The sequence below is a fragment of the Streptomyces sp. NRRL F-2580 genome (assembly GCF_000720115.1).
Lineage (GTDB): Bacteria > Actinomycetota > Actinomycetes > Streptomycetales > Streptomycetaceae > Streptomyces.
In genome coordinates, this window is record NZ_JOIR01000003.1 from 59,879 (window position 1) to 74,916 (window position 15,038).

Here is a 15,038-nt window from a genome sequence, read left to right on the forward strand (position 1 = left end):
AACTTCGGTACGCGACGCACTCCTTCCGGTCGTTGACGGCCGAACGCACGTCCCGAGGGGCGGGGGACGGGGTAATTGGTGCACCATGCACCAGGACCCCTCCCCGCCCCTCGCGTCCTCCCCCGTTCCCTCCCCCGCCTCACCCGTCTCGCCCGTCTCCCCGACCACCGCCGCGTCCGCCGGCGCCCGGCCCGCCGATGCCGATACCGACGCCGATACCGGGGCCGACGACGCGACCCGCCCCGGCATGCTGCGGCTCGCCTTGGCCTCGCTCGCCGGTACCGCGATCGAGTTCTACGACTTCTTCGTGTACGGAACGGCCGCCGCCCTCGTGCTCGGCCCGCTCTTCTTCCCTTCCTTCTCCCCGCTCGCCGGGACCCTCGCCGCGTTCGGCACCTTCGCCGTCGGCTTCCTCGCCCGCCCGCTCGGGTCGGCGGTCTTCGGCCACATCGGCGACCGCTACGGCCGGCGCCCGGTGCTCCTCGCCTCCCTCCTCCTCACGGGCCTCGCCACGGTCGCCGTCGGCTGCGTGCCCACGTACGGCTCGATCGGCGTGGCCGCGCCCGTGCTGCTGCTCCTGCTGCGCTTCGTGCAGGGCCTCGGGCTCGGCGGCGAGTGGGGCGGCGCGGTGCTGCTGACCGCCGAGCACGCGCCGGAACAGCGGCGCGGGCTGTGGTCGAGCTTCCCGCAGATCGGCCCGCCGGTGGGCTTCCTGCTGGCCAACGGCCTGATGCTGGGGCTGTCCGCGTCGCTGAGCGACGCGCAGTTCACCTCGTGGGGGTGGCGGGTGCCGTTCTGGGCCGCCGGGCTGCTTGCGCTGGCCGGTCTGTGGCTGCGCCGCTCGGTGGAGGAGACCCCGCAGTTCAAGGCGCTGACCGGGACCGGGCGGCGGGCCGAGGCTCCGCTGGCCGAGGTGGTCCGCGGCCACTGGCGGCTGCTCCTGCTGACCGGCGGGGCGCTCGCCGTGGCCTACGCCGTCTTCTACACGGTCACCACCTGGGCCCTCGCGTACGCCACCGAGCGCCTCGGCCTGGCCCGGACGGGGGTCCTGGCCTGCATCATGGGCGCCGTGGCGCTGATGGGCCTGGTCACCCCGCTGGTGGCGGTGCTCGGCGACCGGTACGGACGTCGGCCGCTGTGCCTGGCCGGGTGCACGGCCTGCGTCCTGTCGATGTTCCCGCTGGTGGCACTGCTCGGTACGGCCGACCCGCTGCTGATGACGCTGGGCTTCGCGGTGGCGCTGCTGGGCATGGTGACGATGTTCGCGGTGGTGGGCGCGTACCTGCCGGAGCTGTACGCCCCGCGCATCCGCTGCACCGGCGCGGCCGTCGGCTACAACCTGGGCGGGGTGCTGGGCGGGGCGCTCACCCCGGTCGTGGCGACGGCGTTGGCGGACGGCCCGGGTCCGCCGTGGGGCGTCGCGGTGTACCTGACCGGGATCGCCCTGCTCAGCCTGGGCTGCTTCGCGCTGCTGCCGGAGACCAGTCCGCTGGTCGTCCGGGCGGGATCGGGCGCCGGGAGGGAAACGGAAGCGGGGGCGGCCGAAGCGGCCGCCCCCGCATAGCTCGTAGCCGCGGTTACGCGTCGATGCTCTCCTCGCGGGTGGCGGCCTCGGCCGCCGCCTGCTTCTTCGAGGCCATCAGGCTGGTGATCGTGGTGATGACCAGGACACCGCAGATGACGCCCAGGGAGACCGGGATCGAGATCACCGGGACGTGCACCCCGTTCTCGTGCAGGGCGTGCAGCACCAGCTTGACGCCGATGAAGCCCAGGATGATCGACAGGCCGTAGCTGAGGTGGACCAGCTTCTTCAGCAGGCCGCCGATGAGGAAGTACAGCTGGCGCAGGCCCATCAGGGCGAAGGCGTTGGCGGTGAAGACGATGTACGGGTCCTGGGTGAGGCCGAAGATCGCGGGGATCGAGTCCAGGGCGAACAGCACGTCGGTGGTGCCGATGGCGAGCATGACGACCATCAGCGGGGTCAGCACGCGCTTGCCGTTGCTGACGATGAAGAGCTTGGTGCCGTGGTACCGGTCGGCGACGCCGAACTTCTTCTCGACGGACTTGAGGAGACGGTTCTCCTCGAACTCCTCGTCGTCCTCGTCCTTGCGGGCCTCCTGGATCAGCTTCCACGCGGTGTAGATCAGGAACGCGCCGAAGATGTAGAAGACCCAGGAGAAGCTGGCGATGATCGCGGCGCCGGCGGCGATGAAGACCGCGCGCAGGACCAGGGCGATCAGTACGCCGATGAGCAGCACGCGCTGCTGGAGGTGGGACGGCACCGCGAACTTCGCCATGATCAGGACGAAGACGAAGAGGTTGTCGACGCTCAGCGACTTCTCGGTGATGAAGCCCGCGAAGAACTCCTGGGACGCCTGGGGGGTGCCGAAGAACCACAGGCCGAGGCCGAAGAGCGCGGCGAGGACGATCCAGACGACCGTCCAGGTACCGGCTTCCTTGATCGATACGTCGTGCGGCTTGCGGCCGATGAAGAAGTCGGCACCGATGAGGAGGGACAGACCGAGAATGGTCGCGGCCCACAGGGCCCAGGAAACTTCCATGGTGAACACGCCTCCGGCGGATGGCTCAGGACTACGTCAGCGTCATCGCTGCCGGAGGTCTCTTCCACCCGGGCGGCCTGGAGGCCGTGGGCCGACGCCCCGGGACCGACCGCGGTCACATCACCGCAGTGGTCCGTATTGACGGGTACGCCGTAGCAGGAAAGCAGGAATACTCCCCTCCGCACACACGAGCATACCCATCGAGGGCCGAAAAGGTAAAGGGAATACCAAGCGATGGTCACGGGCGGGTAGTGCGTCGCGCCTCCGCCACCCGGTCCAGCGCCTGTTCGAGGACCCGGCTGCCCTGCGGCGGCAGGTCCGGTTCGAAGGTCCAGGCGTGATGGACCCAGGGATCGGCGAGGTGGCTGTCCGGAACCGGCGACAGCCGCATCAGCGAGCGCCACAGCGGGTCGAGCAGCGGCCCGTAGGCCGAGGCCTCGTCGCGGTCGGCGACCATCAGCAGGTGCACGCCGACCGCCGGGCCCTCGTCGGCGAGGTACCGCAGCTGGGTGACGGCGCGGTCGTCGAAACCGTGCGGGAAGTCGTGCACGATCAGCAGCTGCTCGGCCGTGTCCACGTCAGGCGGCAGGTCCTCGGGCGCCCCGGCCCGCAGCGCCATCTGTACGAGGTCCACCCGCCGGGTGAGGCCGGCCAGCGTCTGGGTGACCCCGTGGGCTCCTGCGGCGGGCGGCGCGGCCAGCACCCCGGCGCGGACGAGGGGCGCCAGGGAGGCGGTGCCCGCCCCGGCCGCGTCGATGACGTGGACGGAGAACCGGTCGGCCGGGTGGACCGCGAGCAGCCGCACCGCGTGCGCGACGGCCATGTCCATGGCGGCCCGACGCAGCCGGTCGGTGTCCATGGCCATCGCCGCCTCGGAGCCGGTACGGCCGTTGTCGATCCAGATCCCGCGCTCCAGCGGGACCCGCATCAGCATGGGGATCCGCAGGTCGGGGCGCTCGGGCAGGCAGAGGTCGCCCAGGCGCAGGGCCAGCGGGTTCTCCTCGGGCGGCGCGGTCGCCCGGCTGTCGTGCCAGACCGGGTTGCCCCAGCGGGCGTACGCGGCCGGCAGCGCGGGCTCGACCACCTCCGACTCGGCGATCAGCTGGGCGAGGTCCCGGTCGAGGACGGCCTGGGCCTGGGCGACGAGCTCCTCGCGGCGGGCCCGGGCGGTGTCGCGGGCGGCGTTGCCGGAGCCGCCGAGGCGGTGGCGCGGGTCGGAGAGGGCCTCGTCGAGCTCGCGGTCCATGCGGGAGTCGGCGAACTCCACGGCGCTGCGGTAGGCGGCCACCGTGCGGGCCAGGTCCTCGAACATGCCCCAGACCTGGTTGTAGAGCCGCTCCTCCATGGACCAGCCGCTGGCGTCACCGGCGACGGGCCGCGGGGGCTGTCCGGGCTCCTGCGGCGCGGCGGCCCGCGGCGCCGGCTCGGGCGGCTCGGTGCTGCTGCGGCGACGGCGCGGGTGCGCGTAGTCGATGGTGGGCGGCGAGCCCCCCGTGTCGCCGCCGGGCGCGGGCCCGGGCGTGCCGGCGTACGGGATCCCGGAGACGGGGACCGGGTCGGGCGGCTCGGGGGCGGCCGCGGGGCCCTGGGCCGGGTCCTGGGCCGACGTCTGCGGGACGCGCAGGTCACCGGCCAGGGTCCGCACGGCCGCGCGCGTGGCGTCGCCCTGCGCGGCCGGGGCGGCCGTGCGCAGCGCGGCGGCGGCCAGGGCCGCGGCGTCCGCCGCGGGCAGTCCGCCGTCGGCCAGCAGGGCGCCGAGGCCGTCGGCGTAGCCCTGGCCCACGGCGCGGACCTTCCAGGCGCCCTGGCGCCGGTACAGCTCCAGGGCGACCACGGCGGTCTCGGCGTCCAGCCCGGTCAGGGTGTAGCAGGCCAGCTCACCGCCCGCCGGGTCGGCCACGGCCACGGAGGAGGCCGGGACGGAGCCGAAGCGCACCGGGCCGCCGGGCGGCAGGACGAGCAGCACGCCGACCCGGTGGACGTCCGCCGCGACCGCGTCGAGGTCGACGGCGAAGGTGTGCCTGTCGGCGAGCTCCCCGGGCGCCTGCACGCCGGGGAGGGACCTGGCCCCCGGGTGGGCCAGTACCGCGTCGCCGGCGAACCGGCCCTGTTCGTCGGCGAGCGAGGCCAGGGCGAGCACGGCCGTGCCCGCCGAGACCCTGATCTCCACCCGGCTGTGGGACACGGGGTGGTTCTGCCCCCGGACCAGTTCGGCCGTCATCGTGCAGCCCTCCCCCGTGCCTTGTTCTCTCGTGCCTTCGTCTCGTCCGGTACTGCTACAGGTGCGGCAGGATCGCCGGCATGAGGTCCTGGAAGGTGCGGCCGTTGGCCGGGTTTCCGAGGGCCGTCATCTGCCAGCCGCCGCCCACGCGCGACACCTTCGCCATGATCTGCGCGGTGTACTGACCGCCGCCGTCGAGGGTGTAGCGGGCCAGCTCCTGGCCGTTGGTCTCGTCGACGATGCGGCAGAACGCGTTCTGCACCTCCTGGAACGTCTGGCCGGTGAAGGAGTTCACCGTGAAGACGATCTGGTCGATGTGGACCGGCACGCGCTGGAGGTCGACGAGGATCGCCTCGTCGTCCCCGCCCTGGCCGACGCCGCCGACGAGGTTGTCACCGGTGTGCCGGACGGAGCCGTCGTCGCTCTGCAGGTGACGGAAGAACACGACGTCCACCGGCTGCTTGTCGGCGAAGAGCACGGCCGAGGCGTCGAGGTCGATCTCCCGCGTCCGCGAGCCGAACAGTCCGCGGCGCTTCGCCGCCTGCCAGCCGAGGCCCATCCGGACCGCGGTCAGCGTTCCCCCGTCCGCCTTCTGCAGACTGATGGCCTGACCCTTGGTCATATTGACCGTCACGTGCTGTCCCCTCTCCATGGCCCGCCCCATTAACGGGCGCGCAGGGTGTACCTGCGGCTGTGATTCAACCCTACTGACCCGCTCCGGGTCAGGCGAGGCCCGCTTCCTTCATCTGACGCAACTCCTTCTTCAGCTCGCCCACCTCGTCCCGGATCCGGGCCGCGACCTCGAACTGCAGCTCCGCGGCCGCCCCGCGCATGCGCTCGGTCATCTGCTCGATGAGCGCGGCCAGCTCCTCGGCGGGCCGGTCGGTGAGCACCTCGGCGCCCTTGGCGGCCTTGGCCCCCTTCACGCCCTTGCCGCCCGCCTTGGTCTGGGCGGCCCGGCCGCCGAGCGCCGGCACCGGCGCCTTGGCCCCCTTGCCGTCCTTCGCCTGCCGGTACCCGGTGCCGAGGAGCTCCTCGGTGTCGAGCTCCTCGCGGGCGATCGTGGCGACGATGTCGTTGATCTTCTTGCGCAGGGGCTGCGGGTCGATGCCGTTCGCCGTGTTGTAGGCGATCTGCTTCTCCCGGCGCCGGTTGGTCTCGTCGATGGCCTTTTCCATCGCCGGGGTCATCTTGTCCGCGTACATGTGGACCTGGCCCGAGACGTTGCGCGCCGCGCGGCCGATGGTCTGGATCAGGGAGGTCCCGGAGCGCAGGAAGCCCTCCTTGTCGGCGTCGAGGATCGCCACCAGGGACACCTCGGGCAGGTCGAGGCCCTCGCGGAGCAGGTTGATGCCGACCAGGACGTCGTACTCGCCGGCCCGGAGCTCGCGCAGCAGCTCGATGCGGCGCAGGGTGTCCACGTCGCTGTGCAGGTAGCGGACCTGGATGCCGAGCTCCAGGAAGTAGTCGGTGAGGTCCTCGGCCATCTTCTTGGTGAGGGTGGTGACGAGGATCCGCTCGTCCTTCTCCACCCGCTGCCGGATCTCGTGGACCAGGTCGTCGATCTGCCCTTCGGTGGGCTTGACCACGACTTCGGGGTCGATGAGGCCGGTGGGGCGGATGATCTGCTCGACGAAGCCGTCGCCGCGCGAGAGCTCGTACTTCCCGGGGGTCGCGGACAGGTAGACGGTCTGGCCGATGCGCTCCTGGAACTCCTCCCACTTCAGCGGACGGTTGTCGAGGGCGGACGGCAGCCGGAAGCCGTGGTCCACCAGGGTCCGCTTGCGGGAGGCGTCGCCCTCGTACATGGCGCCGATCTGCGGCACGGTCACGTGCGACTCGTCGATGACCAGGAGGAAGTCCTCCGGGAAGTAGTCGATGAGGGTGTTCGGCGCGGAGCCGCGCTCTCGGTCGTCCATGTGCAGCGAGTAGTTCTCGATGCCGGAGCAGGACCCGATCTGCCGCATCATCTCCAGGTCGTACGTGGTGCGCATGCGCAGCCGCTGCGCCTCCAGCATCTTGCCCTGCTTCTCCAGCTCGGCGAGGCGCTCGGCCAGCTCGGCCTCGATGCCGTTGATCGCCTTCTCCATGCGCTCGGGGCCGGCGACGTAATGGCTGGCGGGGAAGACGTACAGCTCGCGGTCCTCGCTGATGACCTCGCCGGTCAGCGGGTGGAGGGTGGAGAGGGCCTCGATCTCGTCGCCGAACATCTCGATGCGGACGGCCAGTTCCTCGTAGACCGGGAAGATCTCGATGGTGTCGCCGCGCACCCGGAAGGTGCCGCGGGTGAAGGCCACGTCGTTGCGCGTGTACTGGATGTCGACGAAGCGTCGCAGCAGCTGGTCCCGGTCGATCTCCTCGCCGACCTTGAGGGAGACCATCCGGTCGACGTACTCCTGCGGGGTGCCGAGGCCGTAGATGCAGGACACGGAGGCGACGACGATCACGTCGCGCCGGGTCAGCAGCGAGTTGGTGGCGGAGTGGCGCAGCCGCTCCACCTCCTCGTTGATCGAGGAGTCCTTCTCGATGTACGTGTCCGACTGCGGTACGTACGCCTCGGGCTGGTAGTAGTCGTAGTACGAGACGAAGTACTCGACGGCGTTGTTCGGCAGGAGCTCGCGGAACTCGTTCGCCAGCTGGGCGGCGAGCGTCTTGTTCGGCGCCATGACCAGGGTGGGGCGCTGAAGCTTCTCGATCATCCAGGCGGTGGTCGCCGACTTGCCGGTGCCGGTCGCACCCAGCAGGACGACATCCTTCTCACCTGCGCGGATGCGCTTCTCCAGGTCGGCGATGGCCGCCGGCTGGTCGCCGCTGGGCTGGTAGGGGCTGACGACCTCGAAAGGCGCCACCGTGCGTTCGATCTTCGATACGGGCCGCATGAGTCAACCGTACGACCCCCCACTGACACTCACGCATCCCCGCCGGTCCGCGGCGCGCTCCGGCGGCTCCGGACGCCCGGGAGCCCCGTCATCCGTTCTGGTCCGTTTGTCGTAGTTCGGTGGCGGCTCGGTGATCTTCAACCCCATGATCGCCGTGAAGTGCATCGCCACAACGTCTGCCGCTCCGCACCCGTCTGACGCAGGAACAGGGCTCACGACCCGAGGAGAACGCACATGTACGTCCGACCCGCCGCCGCGGCCGCCGCCGCATTCCTGGGCTTCACCCTCACGCTGCTGGGCGGGACGGCCTCGTACGCCGCCAGCGGCCCCGGATCCGCCGCCGACCGGGCAGCGCTGGGGGAACCTGTCGTGTACGCCCACCGGGGGGCCTCGGCGTACGCCCCGGAGAACACCCTGGCCGCGATCGACCTGGCCATGCGGCTGGGCTTCGACTGGGTCGAGAACGACGTGCAGCGCACCAGCGACGGCGAGCTGGTGGTGATCCACGACGACACCCTGGCCCGGACCACGAACGTCGAGCAGGTGTTCCCCGGCCGCTCCCCCTGGAAGGTCAAGGACTTCACCGCGGCCGAGATCACCCGGCTGGACGCGGGCAGCTGGTTCGGCGAGGAGTACGCGGGCGCGCGCGTGCCGACCCTGCGCCAGTACCTCAACCGGGTACAGCGCAACCAGCAGAAACTGCTGCTGGAGATCAAGAAGCCGGAGCTCTACCCGGGGATCGAGGAGCAGACCCTGAAGGTACTGGGCGACGCCGGCTGGCTCGACGAGCGGCACGTGACGAAGCGCCTGGTGGTCCAGAGCTTCAGCGCCGACTGCGTGCGCGTCGTGCACCGGCTGCGCCCGGACCTGCTGACCGCCTTCCTGGGCACCCCCACCGTGGCCGAACTGCCGCTGTACGCGGAGTTCACCGACCGGATCAACCCCTGGCACACCACGATCTCGGCCGACTGGGTCGCGGCCGTGCACGGCCTGCTGGGGGCCCACGGCAGGGCCATGGAGGTGGACACCTGGATCGTGGACGACGCGGCGACCGCCCGGAAGGTCCAGGACATGGGCGTGGACGGGATCATCACCAACGCCCCGGACGTGGTGCAGGAGGCGGTCGACGGGTTCTGAGCCCGCCGACGTGCCGCGGCGGGCGTGGGTGATGCGGGTGGTGCGGGCGAGGGGGCGATGTGGCCGAAGCGGCCGGGTTTGTCAGGGGGGAGCCGTACGGTGGACGGGTGGACACCACCGAGCGGCCCCGCGGGCCGCACCTCGAATGGACCGTCGTCGCCAGCGACATCGGCCCCCTGCTCCTGGCCGCGACCCCGGAGGGCCTGGTCCGGGTCGAGTTCCATGCCACCCCGGACCGGGTCGAGAAGATGATCGGCCCGCTCGTCTCCCGGCTGGGCGCCGACGCGCGCCGTCCCGCGCCGGGCGAGGAGGTCCTGCTGGCCGAGCCCATACGCCAGCTCCAGGCGTACTTCGCCGGCACGCTGCGCCGCTTCGAGCTGCCGCTGGACTGGCGCCTCAGCTCCGGATTCAACCGTCAGGTGCTCCAGGAGCTGGACCGCACCGTGCCGTACGGATCGGTCGTCGGCTACGGGGAACTGGCCGCCCGCGCCGGACAGCCCGGCGCCGCCCAGGCCGTGGGCAACGCCATGGGCTCGAATCCGCTGCCGCTGGTGGTGGCCTGCCACCGGGTCGTGGAGACCGACGGGGGCATCGGGGGATTCGGCGGCGGGGTGGAGACCAAGCGGCAGCTGCTCGCACTGGAGGGCGTGCTTCCGCAGGCGTTGTTCTGATCGGGGTCCTGACCTGCGGGCCGGCCGGTACGCACGGACGGTTCCGCCGGGCGGTAAGGGGTGGCACACTGCGGCGGTGACTACTGCTGCCGCCGCACCCGGCTCCCCCGCGCCCTCCGGGCCCCGCGTCACGCACCCGCGGAAGCGGGGTGCGGCATGACGGCCTCCCCCGGCACGGACCGGCCGGCTCCGCCGCTCGACCTCCCGGACGTGGCCCGGCTGCAGCGACGCACCTCCTGGGTCCTCATCGCCGGCCAGATCCTCGGCGGCCTCGGCGTGCCCATCAGCATCGCCCTGGCCCCCGTGCTCGCCACCGAGATCAGCGGCACCGAGGCCCTGTCCGGCCTCGCCTCCACCGCCGCGGTGATCGGCACCGCCCTGGTCTCGCTGCCGCTCGCCGCCCTGATGACCGCGCGCGGCCGACGCCCCGGCCTGGTCCTCGCCTACGCGATCGGCGCCGTCGGGGCGGGGCTCGTCGTCCTCGCCGCGACGATCCGGAACTTCCCGCTGCTGCTGCTCGGCATGGCCGCCTTCGGCGCCGCCTCCTCGGCGAACCTGCAAGCCCGGTTCGCCGCCGCGGACCTCGCCGCCCCGGACCGCCGGGCCCGGGCGATCTCCGTCGTCGTGTGGGCGTCCACCCTCGGCGCGGTGCTCGGCCCCAACCTCTCCGCGCCGGCCAGCCGCAGCTTCGCCGGGACCGCGATACCCGAGACGGCGGGCCCCTTCGTGTGGGCCGCCGTCGTCTTCCTGCTCACCGGCACGCTGATCGGCGTACTCCTGCGCCCCGACCCGCTGCTGACGGCCCGGGCGCTCGCCGCTCCGGCGGAGCAGACCCGCGAGGGCCGCTCGCTGCGCGCCGGGTTCGCCGCCGTCCAGGCCTCCCCGCGGGCCCGGCTCGCGCTCGTCACCGTCGCCGTGTCGCACACCGTCATGGTCTCGATCATGGTGATGACCCCGATGGACCTGGGCCACCACGGCGCCGGCCTGGAGCTCATCGGGTTGGTCATCAGCATCCACATCGCGGGCATGTTCGCCTTCTCCCCGCTGATGGGGTGGCTCGCGGACCGGCTCGGACGGCTGTCCGTCATCGGCCTGGCCGCCGGGCTCCTGTCGGTCGCCGCGCTGCTCGCCGGGACGGCCGGGCCCAGCCACGGCCGGAGCATGCTCGGGCTCTTCCTGCTCGGGCTCGGCTGGTCCGCCGGGATGGTGTCCGGCTCGGCCCTGCTGACCGACTCGGTGCCGCAGCCCGCGCGGGCCGCCGTACAGGGTCTGAGCGACCTCACGATGAACGCGTCCGCGGGGGTGGGCGGCGCGGCCGCCGGCCTGGTCATGTCCCAGGCGGGCTACGGCTGGCTGAACGCCGTCGGCGCCGCGCTGCTGCTGCCGATGGCGGCGCTCGCCCTGTTCACGGCGCGCCGCCACCCCGTCGCCGCGAAGACCGTCGGCGGCTGAAGGGGCGGCCCGTGGCCGGAGGGCCTCAGTAGCTGATGTGGTAGGCCTTGCGGAGCGTCTCGTGCACGGTCCAGGTGGTCTTGTCGCCCTCGCGCAGGACGCAGGCGGAGCCGGGACCCACCTCCAGGGTCTCGCCGCCCTCGACCTCGACGGTGGCGCGGCCGCTGACCACCACGAACAGCTCGTTGGCCTCGGTGTCGGTGACCACGCCCGGCGTGATCTGCCAGATCCCGCGCACCTGGCTGCCGTCCGGCGACTCCCAGAGCACCTTGCCCGTCACGACGGGCTCCCCGGAGACGATCTGGTCGGGGTCGAGGTCCTCGGGCTCCAGTTCCACGTCCGCGACGGAGACGGAGAAGGAGGCGGGGGCGGCGGAGTGATCACTGGTGCTCATGGCGCGCCAGCCTAGACCGGCCCGCCCCTGCGTCGCGGTGACCACAGCGTCCAGGAACGGCCCGGCCCACGAGTCACCCTGTCCAGTCGGGCCCGGGCGGCGGCGGTGGCCGGTGGGCGGTGAGGACCGGCTGGTGGAACCCGGTGTCCGCCGGTGCGTGCCAGACCGGGTCGCGCAGGCCGGCCTCCCGGGCGAACTCGGCGGTCCGCTCCTGCGGCGGCGCCCAGTACGTCGCGCTCGACGTCCGCGTGGTCCAGGTGTCGCCGGTCGGCAGCAGCTGGAAGAGCTCAGGTCGTAGCGTTCCCCGTCGGCGTGCCAGTGCGTGCCAGTGCCACAGCTGGAAGGTGATGGTCCGCCCGTCCGGGCCGGTGCGTACGCGCGGGGCCTCGCTCTGCGGGCGGGCCCGGAGCAGTTCGCCGTACGGGCGGGTGGAGAGCAGCAGCAGTCCGCCGGGGCGCAGGACCCGCCGGGTTTCGGCCAGCGCGGCGCGCACGTCCTGAGCGGTGAGCAGGTGCGGCAGCGCGTTGTCGGCGCAGACCACGGCGTCGAAGGAGGCGTCCGGGAAGGGCAGGGCTCGCATGTCGGCGGCCGCGACGGGCAGGTCGAGTCCCCGGCCGGCGCCCTCCTGGGCCGCGCGGGCCGCGGAGGCGGGGCTCAGGTCGGTCCCGGTGACCCGGTGGCCCGGTGGCCCAGGGCCGCGAGGCCCAGGGCCTGGGTGCCGATGCCGCAGGCGTTGTCGAGGACGGTGTGCGGTCCGGGGCCCAGCGCGGTGCTGAGGAGGGCGTCGAGGGCCCGGCCCTGCCGGGCGACGGAGGCGCGCCAATCCGCGTACAGGAGGTCGTAGCGGTCGGCCGGCTCGTCGTAGAACCCGCGCGTGTCCATGGGGGAACGCTACTCGGACAGGTTGGGACGGGTGTGGCGGGAGTGCGTTTGGGGGCGTCAATCCCGTGCCATGGATGGGGACATGTCACAGCACACAGCAACTGCACCCTTGTCGGGCGGACCGGTCCTGTCGGAAGAGGTACGCGACGCACTCGCCCGGGGCAAGCCCGTGGTGGCCCTGGAGTCGACGATCCTCGCGCACGGCCTGCCGCGCCCCCGCAACCTGGCCGTGGGCCTCGAACTGGAGGCGCTGGTCCGCGCGGAGGGTGCGGTTCCGGCGACGGTGGCGGTCGTGGACGGGGTGGCGTACGCGGGCTTGGACAAGGCGCAGCTGGAGCGGATCGCGGGCGGCGACGGCGTGCGCAAGCTCGGCCACCGGGACCTGGCCCCCGCGCTGGCGACGCGGGCCACCGGGGCGACGACGGTGTCCGCGACGGCCTTCCTGGCCGCGCGGGCGGGCCTGCGGGTCTTCGCCACGGGCGGGCTGGGCGGCGTACACCGGGAGTGGGCGCAGACGCAGGACGAGTCGGCGGACCTCGCGCTGCTGGCGCGGACGCGGATCACGGTGGTGTGCGCGGGGGTGAAGTCGATCCTGGACGTGCCGGCCACGCTGCAGCGGCTGGAGACGCTGGGGGTCGGGGTCCTCGGGTACGGAACCGACCGCTTCCCGGGGTTCTACCTGGCCGATTCCGGCGAACCGGTGGACTGGACGGTGCACCGGCCCGAGGAGGTCGCGGCGGTGATGGCCGCTCAGGACGCGCTGGGCGGAGCGGAGTCGGCGCTCTTGGTGGCCAATCCGGTGGCCGAGGCGGAGCAGCTGGACCCGGAGCTGCACGACCGGGTGCTGGCGGAGGCGCTCGCGGAATGCCGTGAGCGGGGGATCACGGGGCAGGCGGTGACCCCGTTCTTGCTGGGGTTCCTGGTACGGGCCACCGATGGCGCCTCCCTGGAGGCCAACCTGGCGGCGGTCCGCGGCAATGTGCGGCTCGGGGCCAGGATCGCGGGAGCCTGGGCGGCGCGGGGATGACCGCGCCGGGAGCCCTGGTCGTCGTCGGGGACGTGGTGACGGACGTGGTGGCGATACATCCGGAGCCGCTCGCCCCGGCCACGGACACGGCCGCCCGCATCCGCACCCTGCCGGGCGGCGCCGGAGCCAACGCCGCCTGCTGGGCGGCCCGTACGGGGACCGCGGAGGTACGCCTCCTCGCGCGGGTGGGCAGCGAGTCGGCGCGGTGGCACGAACGCGCACTGGTCGACGCGGGGGTGCGGCCGCGGCTGGTGATCGACCCGGAGGAGCCGACCGGGACGGTGGTCGCGCTGGTCGGGAAGGACGCGGAGCGCACCTTCCTGACCGACAGCGGGGCCTCGCTGCGGCTGTGCCCCGCCGACTGGGCCCCGTCGCTGCTGGACGGGGCGGCCCACCTCCACCTGTCCGGCTACCTGTTCTTCGCCGACAGCAGCCGGGAGCTCGCCCTGGTCGCGCTGCGGGCGGCCCGGACCCGGGGAGTTCCGGTGAGCGTGGACCCCGCCTCGGCCGGATTCCTGGCCGCCCTGGGCCCGCGGCGCTTCCTGGACGCGGTGGCGGGGGCGGAGGTCCTGCTGCCCAACGAGGACGAGGCCCGGCTGCTGGCCGGGCTGCCGGAGCCGGCCGGGGTGGCCCGCGCGGCGGTGGAGCTCAGCCGGCGGACACCACTGGTGGTGGTGACGTTGGGCTCGGCCGGCGCGCTGGTCGCCGAGGGCGGCCGGATCACCGCCGAGGTCGCCGCCGAGCCGGCCGAAGCGGTGGACTCCACGGGCGCCGGAGACGCCTTCACCGGCGGCTTCCTCGCAGCCCGCCTCCAGGGCGCGGACCCCACGGAAGCCACCCGAGCCGGCTGCCGCACCGCCGCCCTCTCGGTAACCCGCCCAGGCGGCCGCCCGTAAACCACTCGCGCCAGCCCCGCCGGCAAGCCCAACCCCGCCGGCGTTTGAGGCGCGGGGTCCGGGGCGCAGCCCCGATCTCTCAGCCGCACCGGCAACCCCAACCGCACCACCCCACTCCGGCCCCGCCGCACCATCCAGCCCCGCCGGCGTTTGAGGCGCGGGGGTCCGGGGTCAGCGCCCCGGCAACGGCGCCGCGCCCGGACCCACGTCACCGCCCCGGAACCCGCACCCCCGTCCACGCGGGATGCCTGGAATCATCGGCCCGCACCACCACGTCCGCGCCGGCCCCGGGATCCGCCTCCGCCTCGTACCGCGCGAACGCCGCCACCGTCCACCGCTCCGACTCCTCCGTCCGACGGCCCAGCGCCCCCGGCGACAGCCGGATGTGGACGCTCAGGTCGAAGGGGAACCACTGCCCGAGCAGCAGCGGACCGTGCACCAGCAACACCCCTCCGGCCGGGAGTTCGGCGTACGGGCTGCGCGTCGCCCGGTCGGTCACCGGGTCCCACAGGTCCGGCAGCACCCGCCCGGTCCCGCCGGGATCGGTCGGGCCGAACACCTCCCGCCAGAGCGCGGCCGTGTCGTACCAGCCGCCGAGGTACGAGTCCACGTCCTGCCGCCCGAACTCGAAGCGGAGGGAGGCGGGCCGCAGGAACCCATCCGTCGCCACCACCAGCACCGCCCGTCCTCGCCTCCGCAACGCCTCCGCGAGCTCCTCCGCGAGCACGCCGGTCCGGGCGACCGGCGCTCCGTCAATGCCCACCCGCTGCCAACTGCCCTGCTCGGGCAGGTTCTCGGGGTCGTCGAGGTGACCGGCGAGCCGCTCGGCCATCCGTTGCCATGTGATCGCTTCCCACTTCACCGGCCCATTGTCAGTGGTGGGACTTAGCGTTTTTCACGAGGGATCACCGGCGGAAA

At 73.0% G+C, this 15,038-nt stretch carries 12 protein-coding genes and 1 pseudogene; 6 read left to right on the forward strand and 7 right to left on the reverse strand.

Annotated elements, in window-relative coordinates; all coding sequences use genetic code 11:
• The first annotated feature begins 247 nt into the window (after window positions 1-247).
• Window positions 248-1,564, forward strand: a complete 1,317-nt coding sequence (locus tag IF88_RS0103330) for an MFS transporter (RefSeq protein ID WP_030707049.1) — start codon at window positions 248-250, stop codon at window positions 1,562-1,564.
• Window positions 1,565-1,577: 13 nt separating this feature from the next.
• On the opposite strand, the gene IF88_RS0103335 is transcribed toward IF88_RS0103330, so the two are convergent.
• From IF88_RS0103335 to uvrB, 4 genes are all read right to left on the reverse strand, one after another.
• The gene (locus IF88_RS0103335; RefSeq protein WP_030707051.1) at window positions 1,578-2,561 is read right to left on the reverse strand and encodes a TerC family protein; all 984 of its coding nucleotides are present in this window, start codon (window positions 2,559-2,561) and stop codon (window positions 1,578-1,580) included.
• A 238-nt stretch (window positions 2,562-2,799) separates the two neighbouring features.
• On the reverse strand, window positions 2,800-4,782 hold the full coding sequence (locus IF88_RS0103340) for a TerD family protein (RefSeq protein WP_030707053.1): 1,983 nt from the start codon (window positions 4,780-4,782) through the stop codon (window positions 2,800-2,802).
• 55 nt (window positions 4,783-4,837) lie between these two features.
• Entirely contained in the window at window positions 4,838-5,416 is a 579-nt protein-coding gene (locus IF88_RS0103345) for a TerD family protein (protein ID WP_030707055.1), read from the reverse strand.
• Window positions 5,417-5,504: 88 nt separating this feature from the next.
• Window positions 5,505-7,661 carry an excinuclease ABC subunit UvrB gene (uvrB, locus tag IF88_RS0103350; RefSeq protein WP_030707057.1) on the reverse strand — a complete coding sequence of 719 codons (2,157 nt, stop codon included), beginning with the start codon at window positions 7,659-7,661 and terminating at the stop codon, window positions 5,505-5,507.
• Between the two features lie 234 nt (window positions 7,662-7,895).
• Between uvrB and IF88_RS0103355 the strand changes: the two genes are divergently transcribed.
• From IF88_RS0103355 to IF88_RS0103365, 3 genes are all read left to right on the forward strand, one after another.
• Complete coding sequence (locus tag IF88_RS0103355) at window positions 7,896-8,798, forward strand: glycerophosphodiester phosphodiesterase (RefSeq protein ID WP_030707059.1); 903 nt, start codon at window positions 7,896-7,898, stop codon at window positions 8,796-8,798.
• Window positions 8,799-8,905: 107 nt separating this feature from the next.
• Complete coding sequence (locus IF88_RS0103360) at window positions 8,906-9,469, forward strand: methylated-DNA--[protein]-cysteine S-methyltransferase (RefSeq protein WP_030707061.1); 564 nt, start codon at window positions 8,906-8,908, stop codon at window positions 9,467-9,469.
• 156 nt (window positions 9,470-9,625) lie between these two features.
• On the forward strand, window positions 9,626-10,921 hold the full coding sequence (locus tag IF88_RS0103365) for an MFS transporter (protein ID WP_030707063.1): 1,296 nt from the start codon (window positions 9,626-9,628) through the stop codon (window positions 10,919-10,921).
• A gap of 25 nt (window positions 10,922-10,946) precedes the next feature.
• Here the strand turns inward: IF88_RS0103365 and IF88_RS0103370 are convergent, their stop codons facing one another.
• Together IF88_RS0103370 and IF88_RS40000 are read right to left on the reverse strand one after the other, a co-directional pair.
• Window positions 10,947-11,315, reverse strand: coding sequence for a cupin domain-containing protein (locus IF88_RS0103370; protein ID WP_030707065.1), 369 nt, complete (start codon window positions 11,313-11,315; stop codon window positions 10,947-10,949).
• A gap of 73 nt (window positions 11,316-11,388) precedes the next feature.
• Window positions 11,389-12,197 (reverse strand): annotated as a pseudogene (locus IF88_RS40000) (class I SAM-dependent methyltransferase).
• An 82-nt stretch (window positions 12,198-12,279) separates the two neighbouring features.
• Between IF88_RS40000 and IF88_RS0103380 the strand changes: the two are divergent.
• Window positions 12,280-13,224 carry a pseudouridine-5'-phosphate glycosidase gene (locus IF88_RS0103380; RefSeq protein WP_030707066.1) on the forward strand — a complete coding sequence of 315 codons (945 nt, stop codon included), beginning with the start codon at window positions 12,280-12,282 and terminating at the stop codon, window positions 13,222-13,224.
• A complete protein-coding gene (locus IF88_RS0103385; RefSeq protein WP_030707068.1) occupies window positions 13,221-14,120 on the forward strand; it encodes a carbohydrate kinase family protein in 900 nt (299 codons plus the stop codon). Before IF88_RS0103380 ends, IF88_RS0103385 begins: the two co-directional genes overlap by 4 nt.
• 208 nt (window positions 14,121-14,328) lie before the next feature.
• Here IF88_RS0103385 and IF88_RS0103390 read toward each other — a convergent pair whose 3' ends face one another.
• Window positions 14,329-14,982, reverse strand: a complete 654-nt coding sequence (locus IF88_RS0103390; RefSeq protein WP_030707070.1) for a uridine kinase — start codon at window positions 14,980-14,982, stop codon at window positions 14,329-14,331.
• Between the last annotated feature and the right edge of the window lie 56 nt (window positions 14,983-15,038).

What these genes read in the sequence shown, in the direction of transcription:
- IF88_RS0103330 (WP_030707049.1), top strand. Translation starts at nt 248, where the DNA reads ATGCTGCGGCTCGCCTTGGCCTCGCTCGCCGGTACCGCGATCGAGTTC.
- IF88_RS0103335 (WP_030707051.1), bottom strand. Translation starts at nt 2,561, where the DNA reads ATGGAAGTTTCCTGGGCCCTGTGGGCCGCGACCATTCTCGGTCTGTCC.
- IF88_RS0103340 (WP_030707053.1), bottom strand. Translation starts at nt 4,782, where the DNA reads ATGACGGCCGAACTGGTCCGGGGGCAGAACCACCCCGTGTCCCACAGC.
- uvrB (WP_030707057.1), bottom strand. Translation starts at nt 7,661, where the DNA reads ATGCGGCCCGTATCGAAGATCGAACGCACGGTGGCGCCTTTCGAGGTC.
- IF88_RS0103355 (WP_030707059.1), top strand. Translation starts at nt 7,896, where the DNA reads ATGTACGTCCGACCCGCCGCCGCGGCCGCCGCCGCATTCCTGGGCTTC.
- IF88_RS0103365 (WP_030707063.1), top strand. Translation starts at nt 9,626, where the DNA reads ATGACGGCCTCCCCCGGCACGGACCGGCCGGCTCCGCCGCTCGACCTC.
- IF88_RS0103370 (WP_030707065.1), bottom strand. Translation starts at nt 11,315, where the DNA reads ATGAGCACCAGTGATCACTCCGCCGCCCCCGCCTCCTTCTCCGTCTCC.
- IF88_RS0103380 (WP_030707066.1), top strand. Translation starts at nt 12,280, where the DNA reads ATGTCACAGCACACAGCAACTGCACCCTTGTCGGGCGGACCGGTCCTG.
- IF88_RS0103385 (WP_030707068.1), top strand. Translation starts at nt 13,221, where the DNA reads ATGACCGCGCCGGGAGCCCTGGTCGTCGTCGGGGACGTGGTGACGGAC.